Raw genomic sequence first — 18,773 nt, forward strand, 5'->3', positions numbered from 1 at the left:
TATCAAATATATGAAAAGAATTTTAATGTGAATGTATAGAATGTGTAAAGATTCTGTAAATAAGCAATTATTTGTAAAAATGTGTGATATATTTCTTCATGTTTATGGAAGGGTATTTTATAACAACGAAAAATGGAGGCATTAACATGTTGAAAAAAGTTTTTGCAATGAGTACAACAGTTGTACTAGCAGCGGGATTATTAAGTGGATGTGGAACGAAGGAATCAAGTGCAAGTAAAAATGAAGATACGAAAAAAGGTTATGTACCGAAGACGCTAAATGTTCAATTTGTTCCTTCTCAAAATGCAGATACGTTAGAGGCGAAGGCAAAACCATTGGAAAAGCTATTAAGTGATAAATTAAACATTCCGGTAAAAGTTAGTATTTCAACGAATTACAATACAATTGTAGAAGCGATGGCATCTAAGCAAGTAGATGTAGGCTTTTTACCTCCAACAGCGTATGTGTTAGCGCATGAGAAAAAGGCTGCAAACGTAATTTTACAGGCGCAACGTTTTGGGGTGGATGATGAAACCGGAGCTCCCACAAAGGATTTAGTAGATGTTTATAAATCAGAGTTTGTTGTTAAGAAAGATTCTAATATTAATAGTGTAAAAGATTTAAAAGGTAAAAAAATTGGCTATCAAGATGTTACATCATCAGCAGGCTACGTATGGCCGGCAGCGGTGTTGTTAAAAGAGGGAATCGATCCGTTGAAAGATGTGAAACCTGTTACATTAAAAGGTCACGATCAATCTCTTATCGCTCTTTTAAATGGTGATGTAGATGCAGCTGTTGTATTCCAAGATGCGCGTAATATTGTAAAAAAAGATTATCCGAATATATTTGATCAAACGAAAATAGTGAAATTTACAGAGAAAATTCCAAACGATACAATTTCTGTACGCTCTGATTTAGATGCGGAGTGGAGTAAGAAATTACAAGATGCTTTCATTGAAATTGGAAAGAATGAGGAAGGGCACAAAATCATTAAAGAAGTATACTCACATGAAGGATATGTTAAATCTGATGATAGTAAATTTGATATCGTTCGTGAATATGGAAAGAAAGTGAAAACGCAATAATACATATGGAAATGGCGACTAACTGGAAAGTGTGTGATTTCAGTTAGTTTGCCGTTTTTCAGTTATTGATAATACATAGAAGGTAGGTAAGATTGTGATAGAGTTTCGAAATGTTTCCAAAGTGTATCCGAATGGTACAAAAGGATTGAATAATATAAACTTGAAAATTCAAAAAGGTGAGTTTGTTGTAATGGTCGGGCTATCCGGGGCTGGAAAATCTACACTTCTCAGATCGGTAAATCGCCTTCATGAGATCACAGAAGGAGAAATCATTATCGAAGGGGAGTCTATTACTGCTGCAAAAGGAAAAGGATTACGACGCATGCGCCGAGATATTGGTATGATTTTTCAAAGCTTTAACCTTGTGAAGCGATCAACGGTACTGAAGAATGTATTAGCTGGGCGGGTTGGATATCATTCTACATTGCGTACAACGTTAGGTCTGTTCCCGAAAGAGGATGTGGAGCTTGCATTCCAGGCGTTGAATAGAGTGAATATCTCAGAAAAAGCATATGCACGAGCTGATGAATTATCAGGGGGACAACAGCAACGTGTATCAATTGCTAGAGCATTGGCACAAGAAGCAAAAATCATATTGGCAGATGAGCCTGTTGCTTCGTTAGATCCACTGACAACAAAGCAAGTAATGGATGATTTGAAGAAAATTAATGAAGATTTTGGAATTACGACAATTGTAAACTTACATTCTATTGATTTAGCGAGGCAATATGCTACTCGTATTATTGGATTACATGCTGGTGAAATTGTTTTTGATGGATTAGTAGAAGAGGCAACGGATGAAAAATTCGCTGAAATTTATGGGGACGTAGCTCAGAAAAGTGAATTATTAGAGGTGGCAGCAAAATGAATGAAGTGACGATATATTCGAAATCGATACCGAAGCCGCCGAGTAAATTGAAACATATGTTAACGGTTATTCTAGTTATTTTACTGTTGTGGGGTAGTAGTGTACAGGTCGACGCATCATTTTCAAAACTAGTAGTTGGTTTTCCAAATATGATGGATTTATTGAAGGAAATGGTGCCACCAGATTGGAGTTATTTTCAAATTATTACAACAGCAATGTTAGATACAATACGTATGGCGATTATTGGAACGACTTTAGGGGCGATTTTAGCCATTCCACTTGCACTATTTGCCGCAAGTAATGTATTTACTAGTGTATTTTTGTACAGTCCAGCTCGATTGATTTTAAATTTTATACGAACAATACCAGATTTATTATTAGCGGCTATTTTTGTAGCGATTTTTTGGAATAGGACCACTTCCAGGTATTTTGGCTCTTACTTGTTTCTCGGTTGGACTCGTAGCGAAATTATTGTATGAGTCCATTGAATCAATTGATCCAGGTCCATTAGAAGCGATGACAGCTGTAGGAGCGAATAAGGTGCAATGGATAGTTTATGGGGTCATTCCGCAAGTGAAAGCGCACTTCGTCTCCTATGTACTTTATACATTTGAGGTGAATGTACGTGCAGCAGCTGTTCTAGGTTTAGTAGGAGCAGGTGGTATTGGATTATATTATGATCGTACACTTGGATTTTTACAATATCAACAAACTGCCTCCATTATTATTTATACCCTTGTTGTTGTATTGCTAATTGATTATATAAGTACATTGTTGCGGGAGAAATTATAATGAGTAAAACGACGATAATCATACCAAAACCGAAGAAACTAAGTGTAAATCGCTGGATTATTTTTATAGCACTTACAGTTGTATATGTATGGGCCTTTTCAGGAGTCCCGTTAGAGGGAATAAAGAATACGGCGGGAGAAATTACAAAAGCAATTATGACAGGCGTATTAAACCCAGATTGGTCGTATGTATCTTTGCCAGATGGTGAAGATTTATTACATGGTTTAATTGATACGTTGGCAATTGCGATATTAGGTACATTTATTTCTGCTTTTTTATCTGTTCCATTTGCTTTTTGGGCGGCAACGAATATGAGTAGTGGAAAATTAACTTCAGGAACTGGGAAATTTGTACTTAGTTTTGTTCGTACATTTCCAGAATTAGTTATGGCTCTTTTATTTATAAAAGCTGTTGGTCCAGGCTCTTTTGCCGGAGTTCTAGCTTTAGGGTTACACTCTATCGGAATGTTAGGGAAACTATATTCGGAAGGAATTGAAAATATAGATAAGGGACCCACGGAAGCGTTAATAGCAACGGGTGCAAATCGGTTTCAAATACTTTGGTATGCGGTATTACCACAAGTGTTACCGGATTTTCTATCGTATACGTTATACAGGTTCGAAATTAATGTACGATCCGCTGCGATTTTAGGTGTTATTGGAGCAGGTGGTATTGGTACGCCATTAATTTTTGCACTTAGTTCACGTAATTGGTCTCGTGTGGGAATTATTTTATTAGGTATCATTTTAATGGTAATTATAATTGATTTTATTTCAAGTTCTATTCGTAAGCGAATTATTTAACTTATTTTAAAAGCGTCTAATTCAGATGCTTTTTTGTATTTTTAAGTGTTTATCAAAAAAGTTGGTATAGAATAAATTAGTGTATTTGTATAAAAATACAGATAATTCCCTTTCTTTTTAAAATAAAAATAATAAAAAAGTATGTCATATTGAATGCCCATACATTCCCGTAATCACTGTTTTTTTATGGAAAATCAAAAAAACATCAACATATTTGTCGATACATGTTGTATAATCTTGCGTGGGAAGCTATCATATAAATGTATAAAACGTTTACTAACATACGCGAAGGGAAGAATAGCATGTCACATTCAATCGAACAACTTTCTATCAACACGATTCGCACATTATCCATTGATGCGATTGAAAAAGCAAACTCTGGTCACCCAGGAATGCCAATGGGTGCAGCACCAATGGCTTATACATTATGGACTCAATTTATGAAACATAATCCAAATAACCCAACGTGGTTTAACCGCGATCGTTTCGTATTATCTGCAGGTCATGGTTCAATGTTATTATACAGCCTACTTCACCTATCTGGTTATGATGTAACAATGGATGACTTAAAGAACTTCCGTCAATGGGGAAGCAGAACTCCAGGACATCCTGAGTACGGTCATACTGCAGGTGTAGACGCAACGACTGGTCCACTTGGACAAGGTATTGCAACTGCTGTAGGTATGGCAATGGCTGAAAGACATTTAGCGGCTAAATATAACCGTGATGCGTATAATGTAGTAGATCATCATACATACGCTATTTGTGGTGATGGAGATTTAATGGAAGGCGTTTCTGCTGAAGCATCTTCATTAGCTGCTCATTTACAATTAGGTCGTCTTGTTGTGCTTTACGATTCAAACGATATTTCATTAGATGGCGATTTAAATCGTTCATTCTCTGAAAGTGTAGAAGATCGTTACAAAGCATACGGCTGGCAAGTAATCCGTGTTGAGGATGGAAACGATATTGAAGCAATCGCGAAAGCAATTGAAGAAGCGAAAGCTGACGAAAAACGCCCAACGCTAATTGAAGTAAGAACGACAATTGGTTTCGGTTCTCCAAACAAATCAGGAAAATCAGCTTCACATGGTTCTCCACTTGGTGTAGACGAAACAAAATTAACGAAAGAAGCATACGCTTGGACTGCTGAACAAGACTTCCATGTAGCAGAAGAAGTATATGACAACTTCCGTAAAACAGTACAAGATGTTGGTGAAACGACGCAAGCTGCGTGGAATACGATGCTCGGTGAATATGCACAAGCATATCCAGAATTAGCAAACGAACTGCAAGCAGCAATGAACGGTCTTCTTCCAGAAGGTTGGGAACAAAGCTTACCAACTTATGAATTAGGATCAAAAGCAGCAACACGTAATTCTTCAGGTGCTGTAATTAATGCAATTGCAGAGTCTGTACCATCATTCTTCGGTGGATCTGCGGACCTTGCTGGTTCTAACAAAACATACATGAATAACGAAAAAGACTTTACAAGAGCTGATTACAGCGGTAAAAACATTTGGTACGGTGTACGTGAGTTCGCAATGGGTGCAGCAATGAACGGTATTGCACTTCATGGCGGTTTAAAAACTTACGGTGGTACATTCTTCGTATTCTCTGACTACTTACGTCCAGCAATTCGCCTTGCAGCATTAATGCAATTGCCTGTAACATATGTATTCACACATGATAGTATCGCTGTTGGTGAAGATGGTCCAACACATGAGCCGGTTGAACAATTAGCAGCACTTCGTGCAATGCCAAACGTTTCTGTTATTCGTCCAGCAGACGGTAACGAATCAGTTGCAGCTTGGAGACTAGCTCTAGAATCTACAAAAACACCAACTGCATTAGTGTTAACTCGTCAAGATCTTCCAACATTAGAAGGTGCAAAAGACGATACTTATGAAAAAGTAGCAAAAGGTGCATATGTAGTTTCTGCAAGCAAGAAAGAAACTGCTGATGTAATCTTAATTGCAACTGGATCTGAAGTAAGCTTAGCAATCGAAGCGCAAAAAGCTTTAGCAGCAGACGGCGTTGATGCAGCTGTTGTTAGTATGCCATCTATGGATCGCTTTGAAGCTCAAACTGCTGAGTACAAAGAATCTGTACTACCAAAAGCAGTAACGAAACGTTTCGCAATTGAAATGGGTGCTACAATCGGATGGCACCGTTACGTAGGTCTTGATGGAGATGTACTAGGTATCGATACATTCGGCGCTTCTGCTCCTGGTGAGAAGATTATGGAAGAGTATGGATTTACTGTAGAGAACGTTGTTCGTAAAGTAAAAGAAATGCTTTAATGATTTTAGAAAAATCTCTCCGGCATGGAGAGGTTTTTCTATGTAAATGAGTTTTTTCGACAGAAAAAGTTTTTTATCTCTCCGCAGTCAGACAATCATTGCAAATTTTCTTCTATATAATGAAGAGAAAAGGTTGTCCAGATTGGGAGGGGAAAAATGAAAACGTATGAATTGTATTTAATTCAAGAGGATATTGCGAAAGCTTATTTTGGTCGTGAATATTTGTTTTTTGATTTATTTGCTCGATTTTCAGAATCTGGGTCCCTTTCGGAGAAAAAAGTACTATATAAACAAATGATGTATATAACGATGCCATTACAAGTAATGAAAATTCATCATAAATTAGAGCAAGCTTTGCGCGTTCTTGGTAAATATGATAGAACACATCGTACACATACACTTTTTACGGGAGCGGAATATGGCGAAATAATGGTGAAACCACACTATATTCGCATGAATACCTCTGGAAATGTCTCTATGGAAACGACTTTCTTTGAGGTGTTAAGAAAGTGTGAATTAACATTTTTAGCTATGGATTATGAAAATACAAAGTATGGATGGCTGAATCCTTTAAAACAAGTACGAACATATGTGTAAAAAATGTCGAATTCTATCTTGTCTTATTGAAAAGGTTTTAGTACACTGTAAGGTAGACAACATGAAGGAGGAAAATATATGCCAATTTGGTTAGGTATTCTAGTGGGCGTAGTAGCACTAGTAGCAGGCGTGGCGTTAGGATTTTTCATTGCCCGCAAATACATGATGAACTACTTAGAAAAAAATCCACCAATTAATGAACAAATGTTAAAAATGATGATGATGCAAATGGGACAAAAACCTTCCCAAAAGAAAATCAATCAAATGATGAGCGCGATGAGCAAGCAACAAACGAAGTAAGCGGATGGGTAATTCTTAGAGCCGCAAGCGTTTCATCACTTTGATATAAGTATCAATTTCGTAAGCTAATCAAACTAAAAGGATTCGTGGGTTTATCTTTCCTTGGAGTTTTTACGGAATTTGCTATATCTTTCTTTAAAACCACTTTTTCTGTTGAGAAATAAACCAACAGGAAAGGTGGTTTTTTTATATGGAATTAGAAGATGTAATAGAAGAATATTTGTATCACTGCATGGCAAAAGGATTCACGCCAAAGACAATGAAGAACAAACGTCAAGAAATGAAGCAATTGAGAAGGTTTCTAATGGATGAGAAGGGGATAAGCGAGTTAGAAGCCATCAATACGCTACATTTAAAGCAATATGTTAGAACAAAGCATGAAGCGGGATTACAGCCACAATCAATAGTAGCTATGTCTAAAATCGTTCGTGCTTTCTTTAGTTGGTGTCAGAAAGAGGAATATCTTAAAGAGAATATTGCTAAAAAGGTGGAATTGCCGAAAGTCCCTAAGAAATTACTAAAGGGATTTACCATTCAAGAGGTATCAACAAGGATAGACGCATTTAGTTATAAAAACTATATTGAAGCAAGAAATAAAGCAATAGTAGCCATGTTAAGCGATTGCGGACCTCAATAATGGATAATTACACCAATTAGTTAGATGAAAGATGTTGGTATTACAAATATATTTAATGTCGAAAAGCCTATCCATTCATTTGAGTAGGCTTTTTTTATTTAGTAAGAAAGTGGTAAATAATTGAGTTTAGTATCTTTATCTCATATACTAAATATACAATTAATGTCTAGGAGAAATAACTAACAATCAGAATTGCAGGCAAATATTCAAATGGAGAAGCTGTAGATTTACATTTTGATGATCTAACAGAAAAAGAAAGAATAGAATATGAAACTATGGTTAAAGGTTATAAGTCAGTTGATAAGTGTATCTATCAGTAGAGGAATGGTGATTTAATGATTAAGAGCATGAAAGATTTTACTATAGGTGTATCTGCATCTTTATTTGCTACGTTTTTAACTACATATTTTACAAGTCCAATTGATTTAAAGAGCATAACAGATCTCAAAGAATTAAAAGCACTTATAGTTAATTATAAGTTTCCAATTTATTGGAGTGTATTTTTTATTTTATTTAGCTTATTACGTATATATGTCCGAAGAAGAATTGATAAGTTGCAAACACCATTGCCTATGGTAGCATTTATAGGGAACAGCCATGACATGAAATTCAAAGCAGATTATCAAGGCTTTAAATGGGAAGCTTTTGTAGACATTAAGCAACGAGATCGTATTACAAAGGAAGCAATAGATATTCATGTATCTAAAGTTGATGGTCCGTATTGTAAAAATGATTACAGGAAGATGAATGAATCTAGAGCGTTTTTTGGTAGATACAAATATAAATGTCCAAAGTGTGGTTACAAACAAATACACTTAAAAAGTAAATGGACATTACGTTCTGAACTTGAAGACGAACTTGAAGCTGATTACAGAAATAAACAAGATGTAGTAAGTTAATTTTAAGATCTGAGAAGAGAGTGGTGATAAAACTACTCTTTTTTTAACACCTACAAGTTCGCACGAAATACCAATTTTACGAACAATAAGGTCTAGGAATTTTAAAATATTGGGAAAACACATAATAAGGTGCTATTAACGTAAAATGCACACATAATTAATAATAAAACTTACTCACTTAAAATCATTAAACATAGGATTCAAAAAAATAATAAGCATATCTATATTTCAAAAGATATGCTTATCATTGATATTATTTTTGATCCAAAATGAAATTTGTTGCAGGATCTACTAAATTTGTTCCTAGTTTTACAAACATATTTCCAGTAGAAATAACTTCTTCACTGTTTTCTGGGAGACCGCGTATTAAAAATTCTTTACTTTTTACTAGTAGGCCCAATCCTTCTATAAGCTTTTGATGATTTTCTTTTAAATCATTAGGTATTTTATCGTTTGGATATGTTTTAATATTTGTATTTGCACTTTCCACTGCACTATAACCTTTAATCATTTCATCTTTCCAGGCTTGTGTTTTGGAGCTCTGATTATCTTGTCTGTGTGCATCTAATTGGGTTTGTATGCTCTTTAAAGCATCGTACAAACGCTTTAATTCTCTGTTCATATCTTTAAGATACTGTGTTCTCATATCAGCAACTGGTGAAATCGGTTCTTTTGCTGGTGTATTATTTTCCTTAACCACTTTTTTACTTTCGGTTGTTTTATCATCATTTTTACTTGCTTTTTCACTTTCAGTAGAGCTACATCCAGCGAATGACATTAAGACAACTAATAGTAAGAAAGTCCACTTTTTCCCCATATTATCCCCTCGTTTCTAATTATGTATCTTTCATATTTTAACATTCATAATATAATTATGTCAGATTATATTTGTTGAGTACATGTCAAAAATAAACGACTTGGTGGGATGGGATCTTTGAATTATAGGTGCGTTAATAGAATTATCATAATTTTATTATGTAATTAAATCTGTGTAAAAATTTAATTTTATGCGAATTTACGTTTGTTTTAAGTTATAGTAAAAAGCTTTGATAGAAAAAATACCTGCTGCAAGTTATGTGCTGATTTTGACATACTAGTCAGTGTGGTACAAGTATCTCAAAATGAAAAGAGTTATCGATTTTAATTATGTAAAACAAGGGAGTTCTTACAGGTTGAATTTATATGAAGTAGATTGTCGTCTTTCTGTGTTTCCTATTATGATGTAATTTGAGGAAGGGAAAACGGGAAACTTGAAAGAGGAAGTAAAGATACATAAGGAAAAGTAAAGCGAATAGATGTATTTTCATAGACAAAACAAATGGAAATATGGTATGTTTTTCTTAACAGAAAAAGTGGCGGAAAACAGGAATTAAACCTTGATATATAAGGGTTTTGATGCAAATGGGGCAAAAACATATCCAAAAGAAAAGGGCACTCTTACCGAGTGTCCTTTTCTTTTGGATATAATAAGTGTTTAAAACTTTTAAAAATTCTGTGTTTTTGGTAAACTGAAAACATCGCTCATTTTAAGGGAGGAGGATAAATATGAAAGTGTTTTTTAATTTAGCTTGGTTTTTTAAGCAAGAAAAACGAGCGTACATAATCGGAATTATTATGTTATTTGGTGTCGCGCTTCTTGAACTTGTAGCGCCAAAAGTACTAGGGATTGTAGTAGATGAAATTAATAGTGGAACATTAACGTCTGAAAAATTGTTGAACTGGGTTATTCTATTAGTAGTTGTAGGAATTACGATGTATATATTACGTTACTTATGGCGTATTATGATTTTTGGATCTTCTTTAAAACTAGCTCGTCAACTGCGAAAGAATCTATATGAACATTTTACTAAGATGAGCCCATCCTTTTATCAATCACGTCGCACAGGCGATTTGATGGCACATGCGACAAATGATATTCAGGCGATTCAGCAAACTGCGGGGTCAGGTGTTTTAACACTCGTTGATTCATTAGCTGTTGGAGGATGTGTACTCGTAGCGATGGGATTTACAATTAGTTGGAAGTTAACGCTATTAAGTTTAATTCCGATGCCAATTGTAGCTATTTCTACAAATTATTATGGAACTTTATTGCATAGAAGATTTCATAAGGCACAGCAATCGTTTTCTGAAATCAATGATAAAGTACAAGAAAGTATGAGTGGGATGAAGGTAATTCGCTCACTTGGACAAGAGAAAGAGGATTTACAAGCGTTTCGGAAAAAATCTGAAGATGTCGTACATAAAAATATGCTAGTTGCACGTATTGACTCGTTATTCGATCCAACGATTTCCTTAATTGTCGGATTTTCATTTTTGATCGCAATTTGTTACGGATCATTATTAGTCGTACGAGGTGAATTAACTGTAGGAGAATTGGTAACATTTACAACGTACTTAGGGACACTTGTATGGCCAATGTTAGCGTTTGGATGGCTATTTAATATTATGGAGCGTGGACGTGCTTCGTATGATCGTGTGGAGAAAATACTTTCACAAACTTCAGATGTAGTGAATAGGGACAATGCTATAAATACTATAGCAAGTGGTGATGTTTCGTTCGCTGTTGATTCGTTTTCTTATAAAAAGAATGAACTATTAAACTTAAAAGATATTTACTTTAATTTAAGAAAGGGTGAAACGTTAGGAATTGTAGGACGTACCGGTGCAGGGAAGACGACGTTGTTAAAATGTTTAATTCGAGAATATGATCATTTTAATGGTGAATTAAAAGTTGGGGAGCGGGATATTCGAGATTTAACACTTCACGGTGTGCGTTCTGCAATTTCATATGTACCGCAAGATCACTTTTTATTTTCAGCGAGTATTGGGGAGAACATTGCTTTTGGAAAGGCCGATGCTACATATAAAGAAATTAGCCGAGCTGCTGATATTGCTTGTATCCATAATGATATATTTCAATTTCCAGAAGGGTATGACACTGTAGTAGGTGAAAGGGGCGTTTCACTATCAGGAGGTCAAAAACAGCGAATCTCTATTGCGCGTGCATTATTAACAAATGCTGAAATTTTAATATTAGATGATTGTTTATCAGCCGTAGATGCAAAAACAGAAGAAACTATTTTAACTGCATTGAAACGAGAAAGAGCAGAGAAAACGACGATTATTACTGCCCATCGTTTAAGTGCTATTCAGCATGCAAATCTTATTCTTGTTATTGATGAAGGTAGGGTTATGCAGCGAGGGACACATGAGCAATTAATGAAAGAAAATGGTTGGTATAAAGAAATGTACGAAAGCCAGCAGTTAGAGGCATTAGTAGAGAAAGGAGGCGTATGATGGCTGAGAAAAAACGGAGTGATTTAAGAAGGTTGCTTTCTTATATGAGGCCTTATAAAGGGTTATTAGCGGTAGCATTTTTATTTCTAGTTGGTGCAACTGTAACTGAAATGATGGGTCCTTTTTTAATTAAACAATTTCTTGATGAACACTTAGTGCCAGGTAACTTTGAACAATCAGCACTTGTAACCCTATTTGTAGTGTATATTATTGCTCATTTATTAAAAGTATTATTTACTTATTTAGACTTATTGTACTTTCAAAATATCGCTTTTAAGATTGTCCAAGATATGCGAGTTGAAGTGTATGAACATGTTCAAAAATTGTCATTAAGCTTCTTTGATCGTACGCCGATTGGTACGCTCGTATCCCGCATAACGAATGATACAGAAGCGATTAAGGATTTTTATGTTAGTGTACTATCAACATTCGTGAAAAATGTAGTCTTTTTAGTAGGGATTTTAGTAGCGATGTTTTTATTAGATGTAAAATTAGCACTATTTTCGCTCATATTAATTCCGATAATGTTTGCAATTATGGTGTTGTATCAACGGAAAAGTGCAGCTTTTTATTTAGAGGTACGTAATCAGCTGAGTATATTAAATGCAAAGTTAAATGAGTCCATTCAAGGTATGAATATTGTTCAGGTGTTCCGGCAAGAAAAGCGGATGAGAAAAGAATTTGAAGAAGTGAACAATAAACATTTTAATGCTGGACGTCGTACATTGAAATTAGATGCATTACTTTTACGTCCAGCAACAGATCTTGTTCATATTGTAGCAATTGCGTTAGTACTTGGTTTATTCGGAATCGATGCTTTAAAGAGTCCTGTTGAAGTAGGGGTTTTATATGCTTTCGTTAACTATATACATCGTTTCTTCCAGCCGGTAAATGAGATGATGATGAAACTATCTTTCTTCCAGCAAGCGCTTGTTTCATCATCGCGTGTATTTCATTTAATGGATGATAAAGATTTAGCTCCTGTTCAAATGGGGAGTGAACAGCCACGAGTAGCTAATGGGGAAATTCAGTTTAAAGATGTTACTTTTTCATATGATGGAAAGCGTGACGTTTTAAAAAATGTATCTTTTCACGTAAAGCCAGGGCAAACGGTTGCTTTTGTAGGGCATACTGGTAGCGGAAAGAGTACGATTATGAATTTATTAATGAGATTTTACAATATTAAATCAGGAAATATTGTAATAGACGGAGTAGATTTAGAAAAGTTTGAAGAACAAGAAATTCGAAAGAAAATTGGTCTTGTGCTGCAAGATGCATTTTTATTTGCTGGAAATGTAAAGCAAAACATTCGTATGTATAATGAAGAGATTACGGATGAAGAGATAGAGGAAGCGGCAAAGTTTGTGCAAGCGAATACGTTTATTGAAAAATTACCAGAGCAGTATGATACAGAAGTTGTCGAAAGAGGAGCTGCATTTTCTAGTGGTCAAAGGCAATTAATTGCTTTTGCTAGAACGATAGCAACCAATCCGAAAGTATTAGTGTTAGATGAAGCGACGGCAAATATTGATACAGAAACAGAGGAGGCTATCCAAACGGCATTGCAGCAAATGCGAAAAGGCAGAACAACGATAGCGATTGCGCACAGATTGTCCACAATCCAAGATGCGGATCAAATATTTGTTATGCATGAAGGGGAAATTGTAGAAAGCGGAGCACATCAAGAGTTACTTAGTAAACAAGGACGTTATTACAATATGTACTTACTACAAAATAAAGGTAGTTTGCAAAAGGCCTTGTAATTACAAGGCTTTTTTTGCGGTGTTAAAAGTGTATTAATGGAGTTTCTGGTGTAGGGTGTAGTTTCAATTTCACTTTTTTCTTAAACATCTCGACAAAATAAATATATTAGAACTTTATTACTATAGCATAAAAGTCGTGTCCACTAACTGAAGTTATACATATTGTATACGGAATAAAAAAATTGATAGGAGCTTTTATATGCAAAATAGATCCAGTTCAAATGTTACGTTTATCGATGTGTCTCATTGGGAAGGAAACATCGATTGGAATGCTGTGAAGTCATCTGGTATTCCAGCGGCGTATGCAAAAGCGACGGAAGGTGTGAACTATATTGACCCTACTTTCGTTCAAAATGTACAAGCTGCAAGAAATGCGAATGTATTAATTGGTGCATATCATTTTGCGCACCCAGAACAAAATGATGCCATTTCAGAAGCGAAATATTTTGTGAATATATTACAGAGTAATCAGACGGACTTAATTCCTGTTTTAGATTTAGAATCGCCAACGGATACTAGCAATAGTAGTTTAACGGGTGCGACTATATCGAATTGGGCAAGAAGTTTCGTAAATTATGTGAAACAAGCTACTGGGAAAAATGTAATGTTATATACAGGAGTTTGGTATATTAATGAATTTGGAATTAGCGGGTTAAGTGACATTCCACTATGGATTTCCAGATATTCTAGTATACCGCCTGTTGATGCTGGTGGATGGACAGAGTGGACAGCATGGCAGTACACAGATTCTGGGCAAATTCCAGGTGTAGGAAATTGTGATGTATCAGCAGCTGTTTCATTAGAAGCTTTACAAGGAAATGGAGCAAGTGGTGGAGGTAATGTTCCCACGCCTAATAATGCGACTCCAGTGTACGGAGTTGCTGTAATTAATGGAGATAATGTGAATTTACGGAGTGGACCATCTTTACAGTCTAGTGTAATTCGCCAATTGAATCGTGGCGAATCATATGAAGTTTGGGGAGAACAAGATGGATGGCTCTGTTTAGGGACAAATCAGTGGGTATATAATGATTCAAGTTATATTCAGTATAAACATTATGTGGCAACTATTACTGGCGATAATGTGAATCTGCGAGACGCTCCATCATTAAATGGGAATGTTATAAGACAGTTACATCATGGTGAATCATATCGAGTATGGAGTAAGCAAGATGGATGGCTTTGCTTAGGGACAAATCAATGGGTATACTATGATTCAAGTTATATTCAGTATGGTGTACAATAAAGTGAACTTAAAAGGTATCTCGACTGAGGTGCCTTTTATTAAAAATATATAATTTTTACAAAGTGTATATTAAAAGCATAGTATAATATAATCGATATATTTATAAAAATAATCGGACGTGAAATAAAGGAGAAAAAATATGGAGTATGTGCTAATAGGTGGAATTTTAATATTATTAGCTGCAGTGTTTGTACTGTTTTATAAAAATAAACAGTTAGAATCAGAGAGCCAGCAAGTAGAATTTGAAAAGAAACAAGCGATTGAAACATATGAAAGTGAAATTGCAGCTACGATTACAGAGCACAAAGAACAGCAAAGTACTTTAAAGAATATGGAGCAAAAAAAATATAATGATTTACAAGTGAGTACAGCTAGAGAACTTGAAAATATGCGTATGATGAAAAATCAACTAGCTGTTCAACATAGTAAAGAACGTAGTGAAATGCAAGATAAGCATAGTAATGAACTACATATGTTTCAAAATTTAATTGCAGATTTACGAGAGTATGCCAAAAATGGTGCCGAAGTGAATACACATGAAGCATTACATTATATGAAACGAAGTTTTGTTGAGCAAGGAATCATACTAGAAGATGAGTTTCATATTATGCCGAATATCTTTATGAGAGGTAATAAAGATAGACATAAACGTGACGTAAACGATAATCGAATCCATCATCTCATCTTATGTAAAACTGGTATTTATCTACTGGAGACGAAAGAATGGACAGGGAAATTAATCCATGGCTTAACGAGAGAAAATGCAGGTATATATTCATTTATGATTGAGGAAATTGGCAAGTATCAACATGAAATTGAAAAAGAAGAGACATTTGAATTTATTACGGATGGAACTTCATTAACTTTGCAAGTAAGAAATGAAGGGAATCCAGCGTATAAAGCGAAAATACTATCTCAAACTTTATATAATTGTTTGGAAGAAATGCAAGTAGATATTGTAAAGGGAAAAATAAAACCGATTGTATATTTTGAAAATGAAAGTGGAAAAGAAGTTATTGATCTTTCTAATGAAGAATTGCCGAGATTTAAAGATAGAGAACAAATTGTAACGTTTTTCAGAAATGAAGTTTTAACAAGTAAAGTAATATATACAGCACAAGAACTACGAAAGATTAGAGATATGATTGGCCAGATGAATTATGTTGCGAAGTAAAACTTTAATCAGTGGGGCATTCCCCGCTGATTATTAACCCGCATCAATCGGATTTTATGGTCAGTACGACTGCCACATAACTTCTTTACAGCTGAATTTTGAGCTGGGAGTGTCACTAACGGGATAAAGTAGGTGTTATTTGGGTGGAGAAAGGTAAAAGCTCTATATTGTGGGGAATATTGTACATTTATTTTTGTTTGTATATATTAATGTATCTTGTGTTTATCTTTGTTATTGATATGGTTCATGTGTCATTGAGTGTAACGAGTATTTTTGTAGTAGCAATGCCTTTTATTCTACTAGTTATTATTCAAAAGGCTGTCTTACATGTATCAGCAAGACGTGATAAAGATAAGAAACAGCTGTTCACTGTAATGATGGTTGCTCTCATTCCATTGATAGTATGCACTTTACAATTAAGTTTAAATAAATACACTTCAAACTTTAATCAGGATCGGTGGTTAAATGATGAGGAAAAACGGGTATATATGATAGATGACTTATTAAAGCGGCATAAATTGATAGGGAAATCAAACGAGGAAATCATAAAATTGTTAGGGGTCCCTACGAAAACAAGCAGTTTGGAAAAGGGAATTACTACACTATACTATCTTGGGAATGAACGTAGTTTCATTCCTATAGATAGTGAATGTCTTGTTTTGCAATTTGATAAAGATGGTAGAGTTATAGAGTATAAGGTGCAACGAGATTGAAATAGTGAGAGGAGAAGCTATATCTTTTATAGCTTCTTTTCTATATTCCAATATAGAAAAAACAGGCAAATAGTAGTCATTCCTATCTATACGAATGAGATAGAGTTTGTTATATTGTAAATGGTTATTTAGTTTAGAAGTTTACTAGATAGTATTAAATTTTTTAGATTAGGGAGGGAAGTTAACACGAATTTCGATATAAGCGTGTTAAATAATTATTATGAAAAAAGGATTTTATAATGTTTTAGCTGCATCAATTGTATGTAGTATGGTAACGATTCCAACTTTTTCCTATGCTGACACAGTAGAAAAGACTGTAACAATTTCAACTGAAGAGCAAGCTTTAAAAAGTATTGAAAACCATATGAAAGATGAAGATGGACGTGGAGAGGGTAAAGGAGTAACAACTGAAGCGCAAGGAGATTTTCTTGTACATATAATAAGTTCAGCATCTTTATTTGATTCTGCTGATTTACAAAAAGCAACAGGTGTGCAGCTTTCTAATCAAGTAGTGAAAGCCGAGAAACGAAAAGGAAACGCTTACTATGTTGAAACATCATCTGGAGCTGGGTGGATACAAAATAGTGAAGGAAATGTAGAGGTTAAGGAAGTTTATCACTTGGCAAACGAAAAGTTAGTAATTAATGAAGAGACAGCTACATATACCGCACCATTTAATTCATATAAAGATGAGAAAGTGTTACAACCGCAAACAATTATTGCAATTGGACAAGTTGGAGAGTGGTTCCAAGTCCAAATAGATAATGAGGTGAAATGGATTTATGCACCTTCAGCAAAATTTGAAGGGACAAAGGCCTCGCTTATTCAAGACACAACACCAACACGTACAAAACGTGCAGCTGTTATGTATGCAGCGCCATCAGCAGAGAAAACAACGGATATTTACGGTGTACCATTAAAGGAAATGATTGTACCAACAGGAAATGAAAATATTCGTCCAGGCAATGCGATGAAACCAAACTACATTACAATTCATGAGACAGATAATTATAGTGTTGGAGCAAATGCTAAAAATCATGCACAATATTTATACAGTCAAGCAACAGGAACGACTGATCGTTCAGCATCTTGGCATTTTACAGTAGATGATAAAGAAATTTATCAACATCTACCATTAAATGAAAATGGCTGGCATGCTGGAGATGGAGCAGAAGGAACTGGTAATAGAGAATCCATTGCAATTGAAATTGCTGTCAATCAAGATGGTGATTATAATAAAGCTGTGGAAAATGCTCGCAAACTAGCAGCCTATTTAATGGGGGAATTAAATATTCCTTTAGAAAATGTGAAAAAACATCAATTTTGGAGCGGAAAGAATTGTCCGGCTATTATGATAAATAATAATGCATGGGAACCATTCTTACAGGGAACAAAAGCTTATTATGATGCAAATCATAAAGATGATATTACAGGCGGTTGGTATGAAGCAGATATTCGTGAATTAGATAAAAGAGGTATTATGGTTGGAGACGGAAAGGGTTCTTACTGGCCAGAACGCCTTGTAACACGTGGTGAATTTGCGAATTTAGTTTCAAGATCATTGCAATTACCAGAGGGGAAATCGAATTTCAAAGATATAAGCACAGCTCATCCATCACTAGTAGATGGTATTAATCGTGCAGCTAGTGCTGGGATTATAAGTGGACGAGGAAATGATATATTTGCTCCGAATGATACGATTAAACGTGATGAAGCTGTCATTATGATTGATCGTGCATTGCAATACAAAAATATAAAAGGTAATTTAGTTCCATTACCATTTACGGATCAAAATTTAGCGTATGATAAACAGGCGGTTCAACGTGTTTATGGGTTAGGTATCGTAAAAGGGAATGAGAATAATGAGTTTATGCCAAAAGGTTCTGCAACACGTGGGGAATCTGCAGCATTTATTAATAGAATGTTAAAAGTAATAGAGAGTAAATAATGAAAAGGCATTCGCTTTGGCGAGTGCTTTTTTATTTTTCAATATGTTATAGAAAGGGGATGTGATTTTTGACTGGAATAAGGAATGAAAGTGGTGGTGATGCATATATTTAGAGGCATTGGGTAGTTTTTTGTATAAAATGAAAAGGAGGTAGGACGGTGAAATCAATACCGACTGAAGTCCTGAGTAAGGAATTGATGGAAAGAGAAGGGGTTATATCTATTACAGTGATGGAATTTGAAAAGATAGAAGTGGCCGGAGTAGTTGTTTCTGGGCCCGCTGTTATTTTGATTAATCAAGAGTAAGTACATATTATTTATATAGAAAAAGTAGAAAGAGCATCCATTT

16 protein-coding genes and 1 pseudogene are annotated in these 18,773 nt (G+C 35.0%); 16 read left to right on the forward strand and 1 reads right to left on the reverse strand.

What is annotated here, in order from left to right:
- Nucleotides 1-146: 146 nt before the first annotated feature.
- The 9 genes and pseudogenes from CDB3_RS06015 to CDB3_RS06055 all read left to right on the forward strand — a co-directional run bounded on the left by CDB3_RS06015 (nucleotide 147) and on the right by CDB3_RS06055 (nucleotide 8,284).
- Nucleotides 147-1,085, forward strand: coding sequence for a phosphate/phosphite/phosphonate ABC transporter substrate-binding protein (locus CDB3_RS06015; RefSeq protein WP_002137777.1), 939 nt, complete (start codon nucleotides 147-149; stop codon nucleotides 1,083-1,085).
- Nucleotides 1,086-1,179: 94 nt separating this feature from the next.
- A complete protein-coding gene (gene phnC, locus CDB3_RS06020; protein ID WP_128853761.1) occupies nucleotides 1,180-1,953 on the forward strand; it encodes a phosphonate ABC transporter ATP-binding protein in 774 nt (257 codons plus the stop codon).
- A pseudogene (phnE, locus tag CDB3_RS06025) lies at nucleotides 1,950-2,745 on the forward strand (phosphonate ABC transporter, permease protein PhnE). The gene phnC and the pseudogene phnE (CDB3_RS06025) overlap by 4 nt, the downstream one beginning before the upstream one ends.
- Nucleotides 2,745-3,548 (forward strand): phosphonate ABC transporter, permease protein PhnE, encoded by an 804-nt coding sequence (phnE, locus tag CDB3_RS06030; protein ID WP_098500934.1) that lies wholly within the window; start codon nucleotides 2,745-2,747, stop codon nucleotides 3,546-3,548. The pseudogene phnE (CDB3_RS06025) and the gene phnE (CDB3_RS06030) overlap by 1 nt, the downstream one beginning before the upstream one ends.
- Before the next feature lie 302 nt (nucleotides 3,549-3,850).
- Nucleotides 3,851-5,851: a transketolase gene (gene tkt / locus CDB3_RS06035; protein ID WP_128853762.1), complete on the forward strand. Its 2,001-nt coding sequence runs from the start codon at nucleotides 3,851-3,853 to the stop codon at nucleotides 5,849-5,851.
- Between the two features lie 156 nt (nucleotides 5,852-6,007).
- Complete coding sequence (sirA, locus tag CDB3_RS06040; protein ID WP_097829130.1) at nucleotides 6,008-6,448, forward strand: sporulation inhibitor of replication protein SirA; 441 nt, start codon at nucleotides 6,008-6,010, stop codon at nucleotides 6,446-6,448.
- A gap of 78 nt (nucleotides 6,449-6,526) precedes the next feature.
- Nucleotides 6,527-6,748 carry a YneF family protein gene (locus CDB3_RS06045; RefSeq protein ID WP_001123316.1) on the forward strand — a complete coding sequence of 74 codons (222 nt, stop codon included), beginning with the start codon at nucleotides 6,527-6,529 and terminating at the stop codon, nucleotides 6,746-6,748.
- Nucleotides 6,749-6,938: 190 nt separating this feature from the next.
- The gene (locus CDB3_RS06050; protein WP_256869635.1) at nucleotides 6,939-7,385 is read left to right on the forward strand and encodes a tyrosine-type recombinase/integrase; all 447 of its coding nucleotides are present in this window, start codon (nucleotides 6,939-6,941) and stop codon (nucleotides 7,383-7,385) included.
- Nucleotides 7,386-7,720: 335 nt separating this feature from the next.
- The gene (locus tag CDB3_RS06055) at nucleotides 7,721-8,284 is read left to right on the forward strand and encodes a hypothetical protein (protein WP_128853763.1); all 564 of its coding nucleotides are present in this window, start codon (nucleotides 7,721-7,723) and stop codon (nucleotides 8,282-8,284) included.
- Between the two features lie 253 nt (nucleotides 8,285-8,537).
- Here the strand turns inward: CDB3_RS06055 and CDB3_RS06060 are convergent, their stop codons facing one another.
- Nucleotides 8,538-9,101, reverse strand: coding sequence for a hypothetical protein (locus CDB3_RS06060; RefSeq protein ID WP_128853764.1), 564 nt, complete (start codon nucleotides 9,099-9,101; stop codon nucleotides 8,538-8,540).
- A gap of 728 nt (nucleotides 9,102-9,829) precedes the next feature.
- Here CDB3_RS06060 and CDB3_RS06065 point away from each other — a divergent pair.
- The 7 genes from CDB3_RS06065 (at nucleotide 9,830) to CDB3_RS06095 (ending at nucleotide 18,730) form a co-directional block, all read left to right on the forward strand.
- Nucleotides 9,830-11,581: an ABC transporter transmembrane domain-containing protein gene (locus CDB3_RS06065; protein ID WP_128853765.1), complete on the forward strand. Its 1,752-nt coding sequence runs from the start codon at nucleotides 9,830-9,832 to the stop codon at nucleotides 11,579-11,581.
- Nucleotides 11,581-13,344: an ABC transporter ATP-binding protein gene (locus CDB3_RS06070; RefSeq protein ID WP_128853766.1), complete on the forward strand. Its 1,764-nt coding sequence runs from the start codon at nucleotides 11,581-11,583 to the stop codon at nucleotides 13,342-13,344. Before CDB3_RS06065 ends, CDB3_RS06070 begins: the two co-directional genes overlap by 1 nt.
- A 199-nt stretch (nucleotides 13,345-13,543) precedes the next feature.
- Entirely contained in the window at nucleotides 13,544-14,590 is a 1,047-nt protein-coding gene (locus CDB3_RS06075; RefSeq protein ID WP_128853767.1) for a GH25 family lysozyme, read from the forward strand.
- Nucleotides 14,591-14,729: 139 nt separating this feature from the next.
- On the forward strand, nucleotides 14,730-15,764 hold the full coding sequence (locus CDB3_RS06080; protein ID WP_128853768.1) for a nuclease-related domain-containing protein: 1,035 nt from the start codon (nucleotides 14,730-14,732) through the stop codon (nucleotides 15,762-15,764).
- A 143-nt stretch (nucleotides 15,765-15,907) separates the two neighbouring features.
- The gene (locus CDB3_RS06085) at nucleotides 15,908-16,477 is read left to right on the forward strand and encodes a hypothetical protein (RefSeq protein ID WP_128853769.1); all 570 of its coding nucleotides are present in this window, start codon (nucleotides 15,908-15,910) and stop codon (nucleotides 16,475-16,477) included.
- A gap of 220 nt (nucleotides 16,478-16,697) precedes the next feature.
- Nucleotides 16,698-18,425, forward strand: coding sequence for an S-layer homology domain-containing protein (locus CDB3_RS06090; RefSeq protein ID WP_128853770.1), 1,728 nt, complete (start codon nucleotides 16,698-16,700; stop codon nucleotides 18,423-18,425).
- Nucleotides 18,426-18,583: 158 nt separating this feature from the next.
- Nucleotides 18,584-18,730, forward strand: coding sequence for a BC1881 family protein (locus CDB3_RS06095; RefSeq protein WP_000836278.1), 147 nt, complete (start codon nucleotides 18,584-18,586; stop codon nucleotides 18,728-18,730).
- Nucleotides 18,731-18,773: the final 43 nt, after the last annotated feature.

The organism is Bacillus sp. CDB3 (genome assembly GCF_002081505.1).
GTDB classification, from domain to species: Bacteria; Bacillota; Bacilli; order Bacillales; family Bacillaceae_G; genus Bacillus_A; species Bacillus_A cereus_AT.

Excerpts from the sequence above, each read along its gene's own strand:
- tkt (WP_128853762.1), top strand. The coding sequence starts at position 3,851 with ATGTCACATTCAATCGAACAACTTTCTATCAACACGATTCGCACATTA.
- CDB3_RS06080 (WP_128853768.1), top strand. The coding sequence starts at position 14,730 with ATGGAGTATGTGCTAATAGGTGGAATTTTAATATTATTAGCTGCAGTG.
- CDB3_RS06090 (WP_128853770.1), top strand. The coding sequence starts at position 16,698 with ATGAAAAAAGGATTTTATAATGTTTTAGCTGCATCAATTGTATGTAGT.
- CDB3_RS06015 (WP_002137777.1), top strand. The coding sequence starts at position 147 with ATGTTGAAAAAAGTTTTTGCAATGAGTACAACAGTTGTACTAGCAGCG.
- CDB3_RS06050 (WP_256869635.1), top strand. The coding sequence starts at position 6,939 with ATGGAATTAGAAGATGTAATAGAAGAATATTTGTATCACTGCATGGCA.
- CDB3_RS06075 (WP_128853767.1), top strand. The coding sequence starts at position 13,544 with ATGCAAAATAGATCCAGTTCAAATGTTACGTTTATCGATGTGTCTCAT.
- CDB3_RS06070 (WP_128853766.1), top strand. The coding sequence starts at position 11,581 with ATGGCTGAGAAAAAACGGAGTGATTTAAGAAGGTTGCTTTCTTATATG.
- sirA (WP_097829130.1), top strand. The coding sequence starts at position 6,008 with ATGAAAACGTATGAATTGTATTTAATTCAAGAGGATATTGCGAAAGCT.
- CDB3_RS06060 (WP_128853764.1), bottom strand. The coding sequence starts at position 9,101 with ATGGGGAAAAAGTGGACTTTCTTACTATTAGTTGTCTTAATGTCATTC.
- phnE (WP_098500934.1), top strand. The coding sequence starts at position 2,745 with ATGAGTAAAACGACGATAATCATACCAAAACCGAAGAAACTAAGTGTA.
- CDB3_RS06055 (WP_128853763.1), top strand. The coding sequence starts at position 7,721 with ATGATTAAGAGCATGAAAGATTTTACTATAGGTGTATCTGCATCTTTA.
- CDB3_RS06065 (WP_128853765.1), top strand. The coding sequence starts at position 9,830 with ATGAAAGTGTTTTTTAATTTAGCTTGGTTTTTTAAGCAAGAAAAACGA.
- CDB3_RS06045 (WP_001123316.1), top strand. The coding sequence starts at position 6,527 with ATGCCAATTTGGTTAGGTATTCTAGTGGGCGTAGTAGCACTAGTAGCA.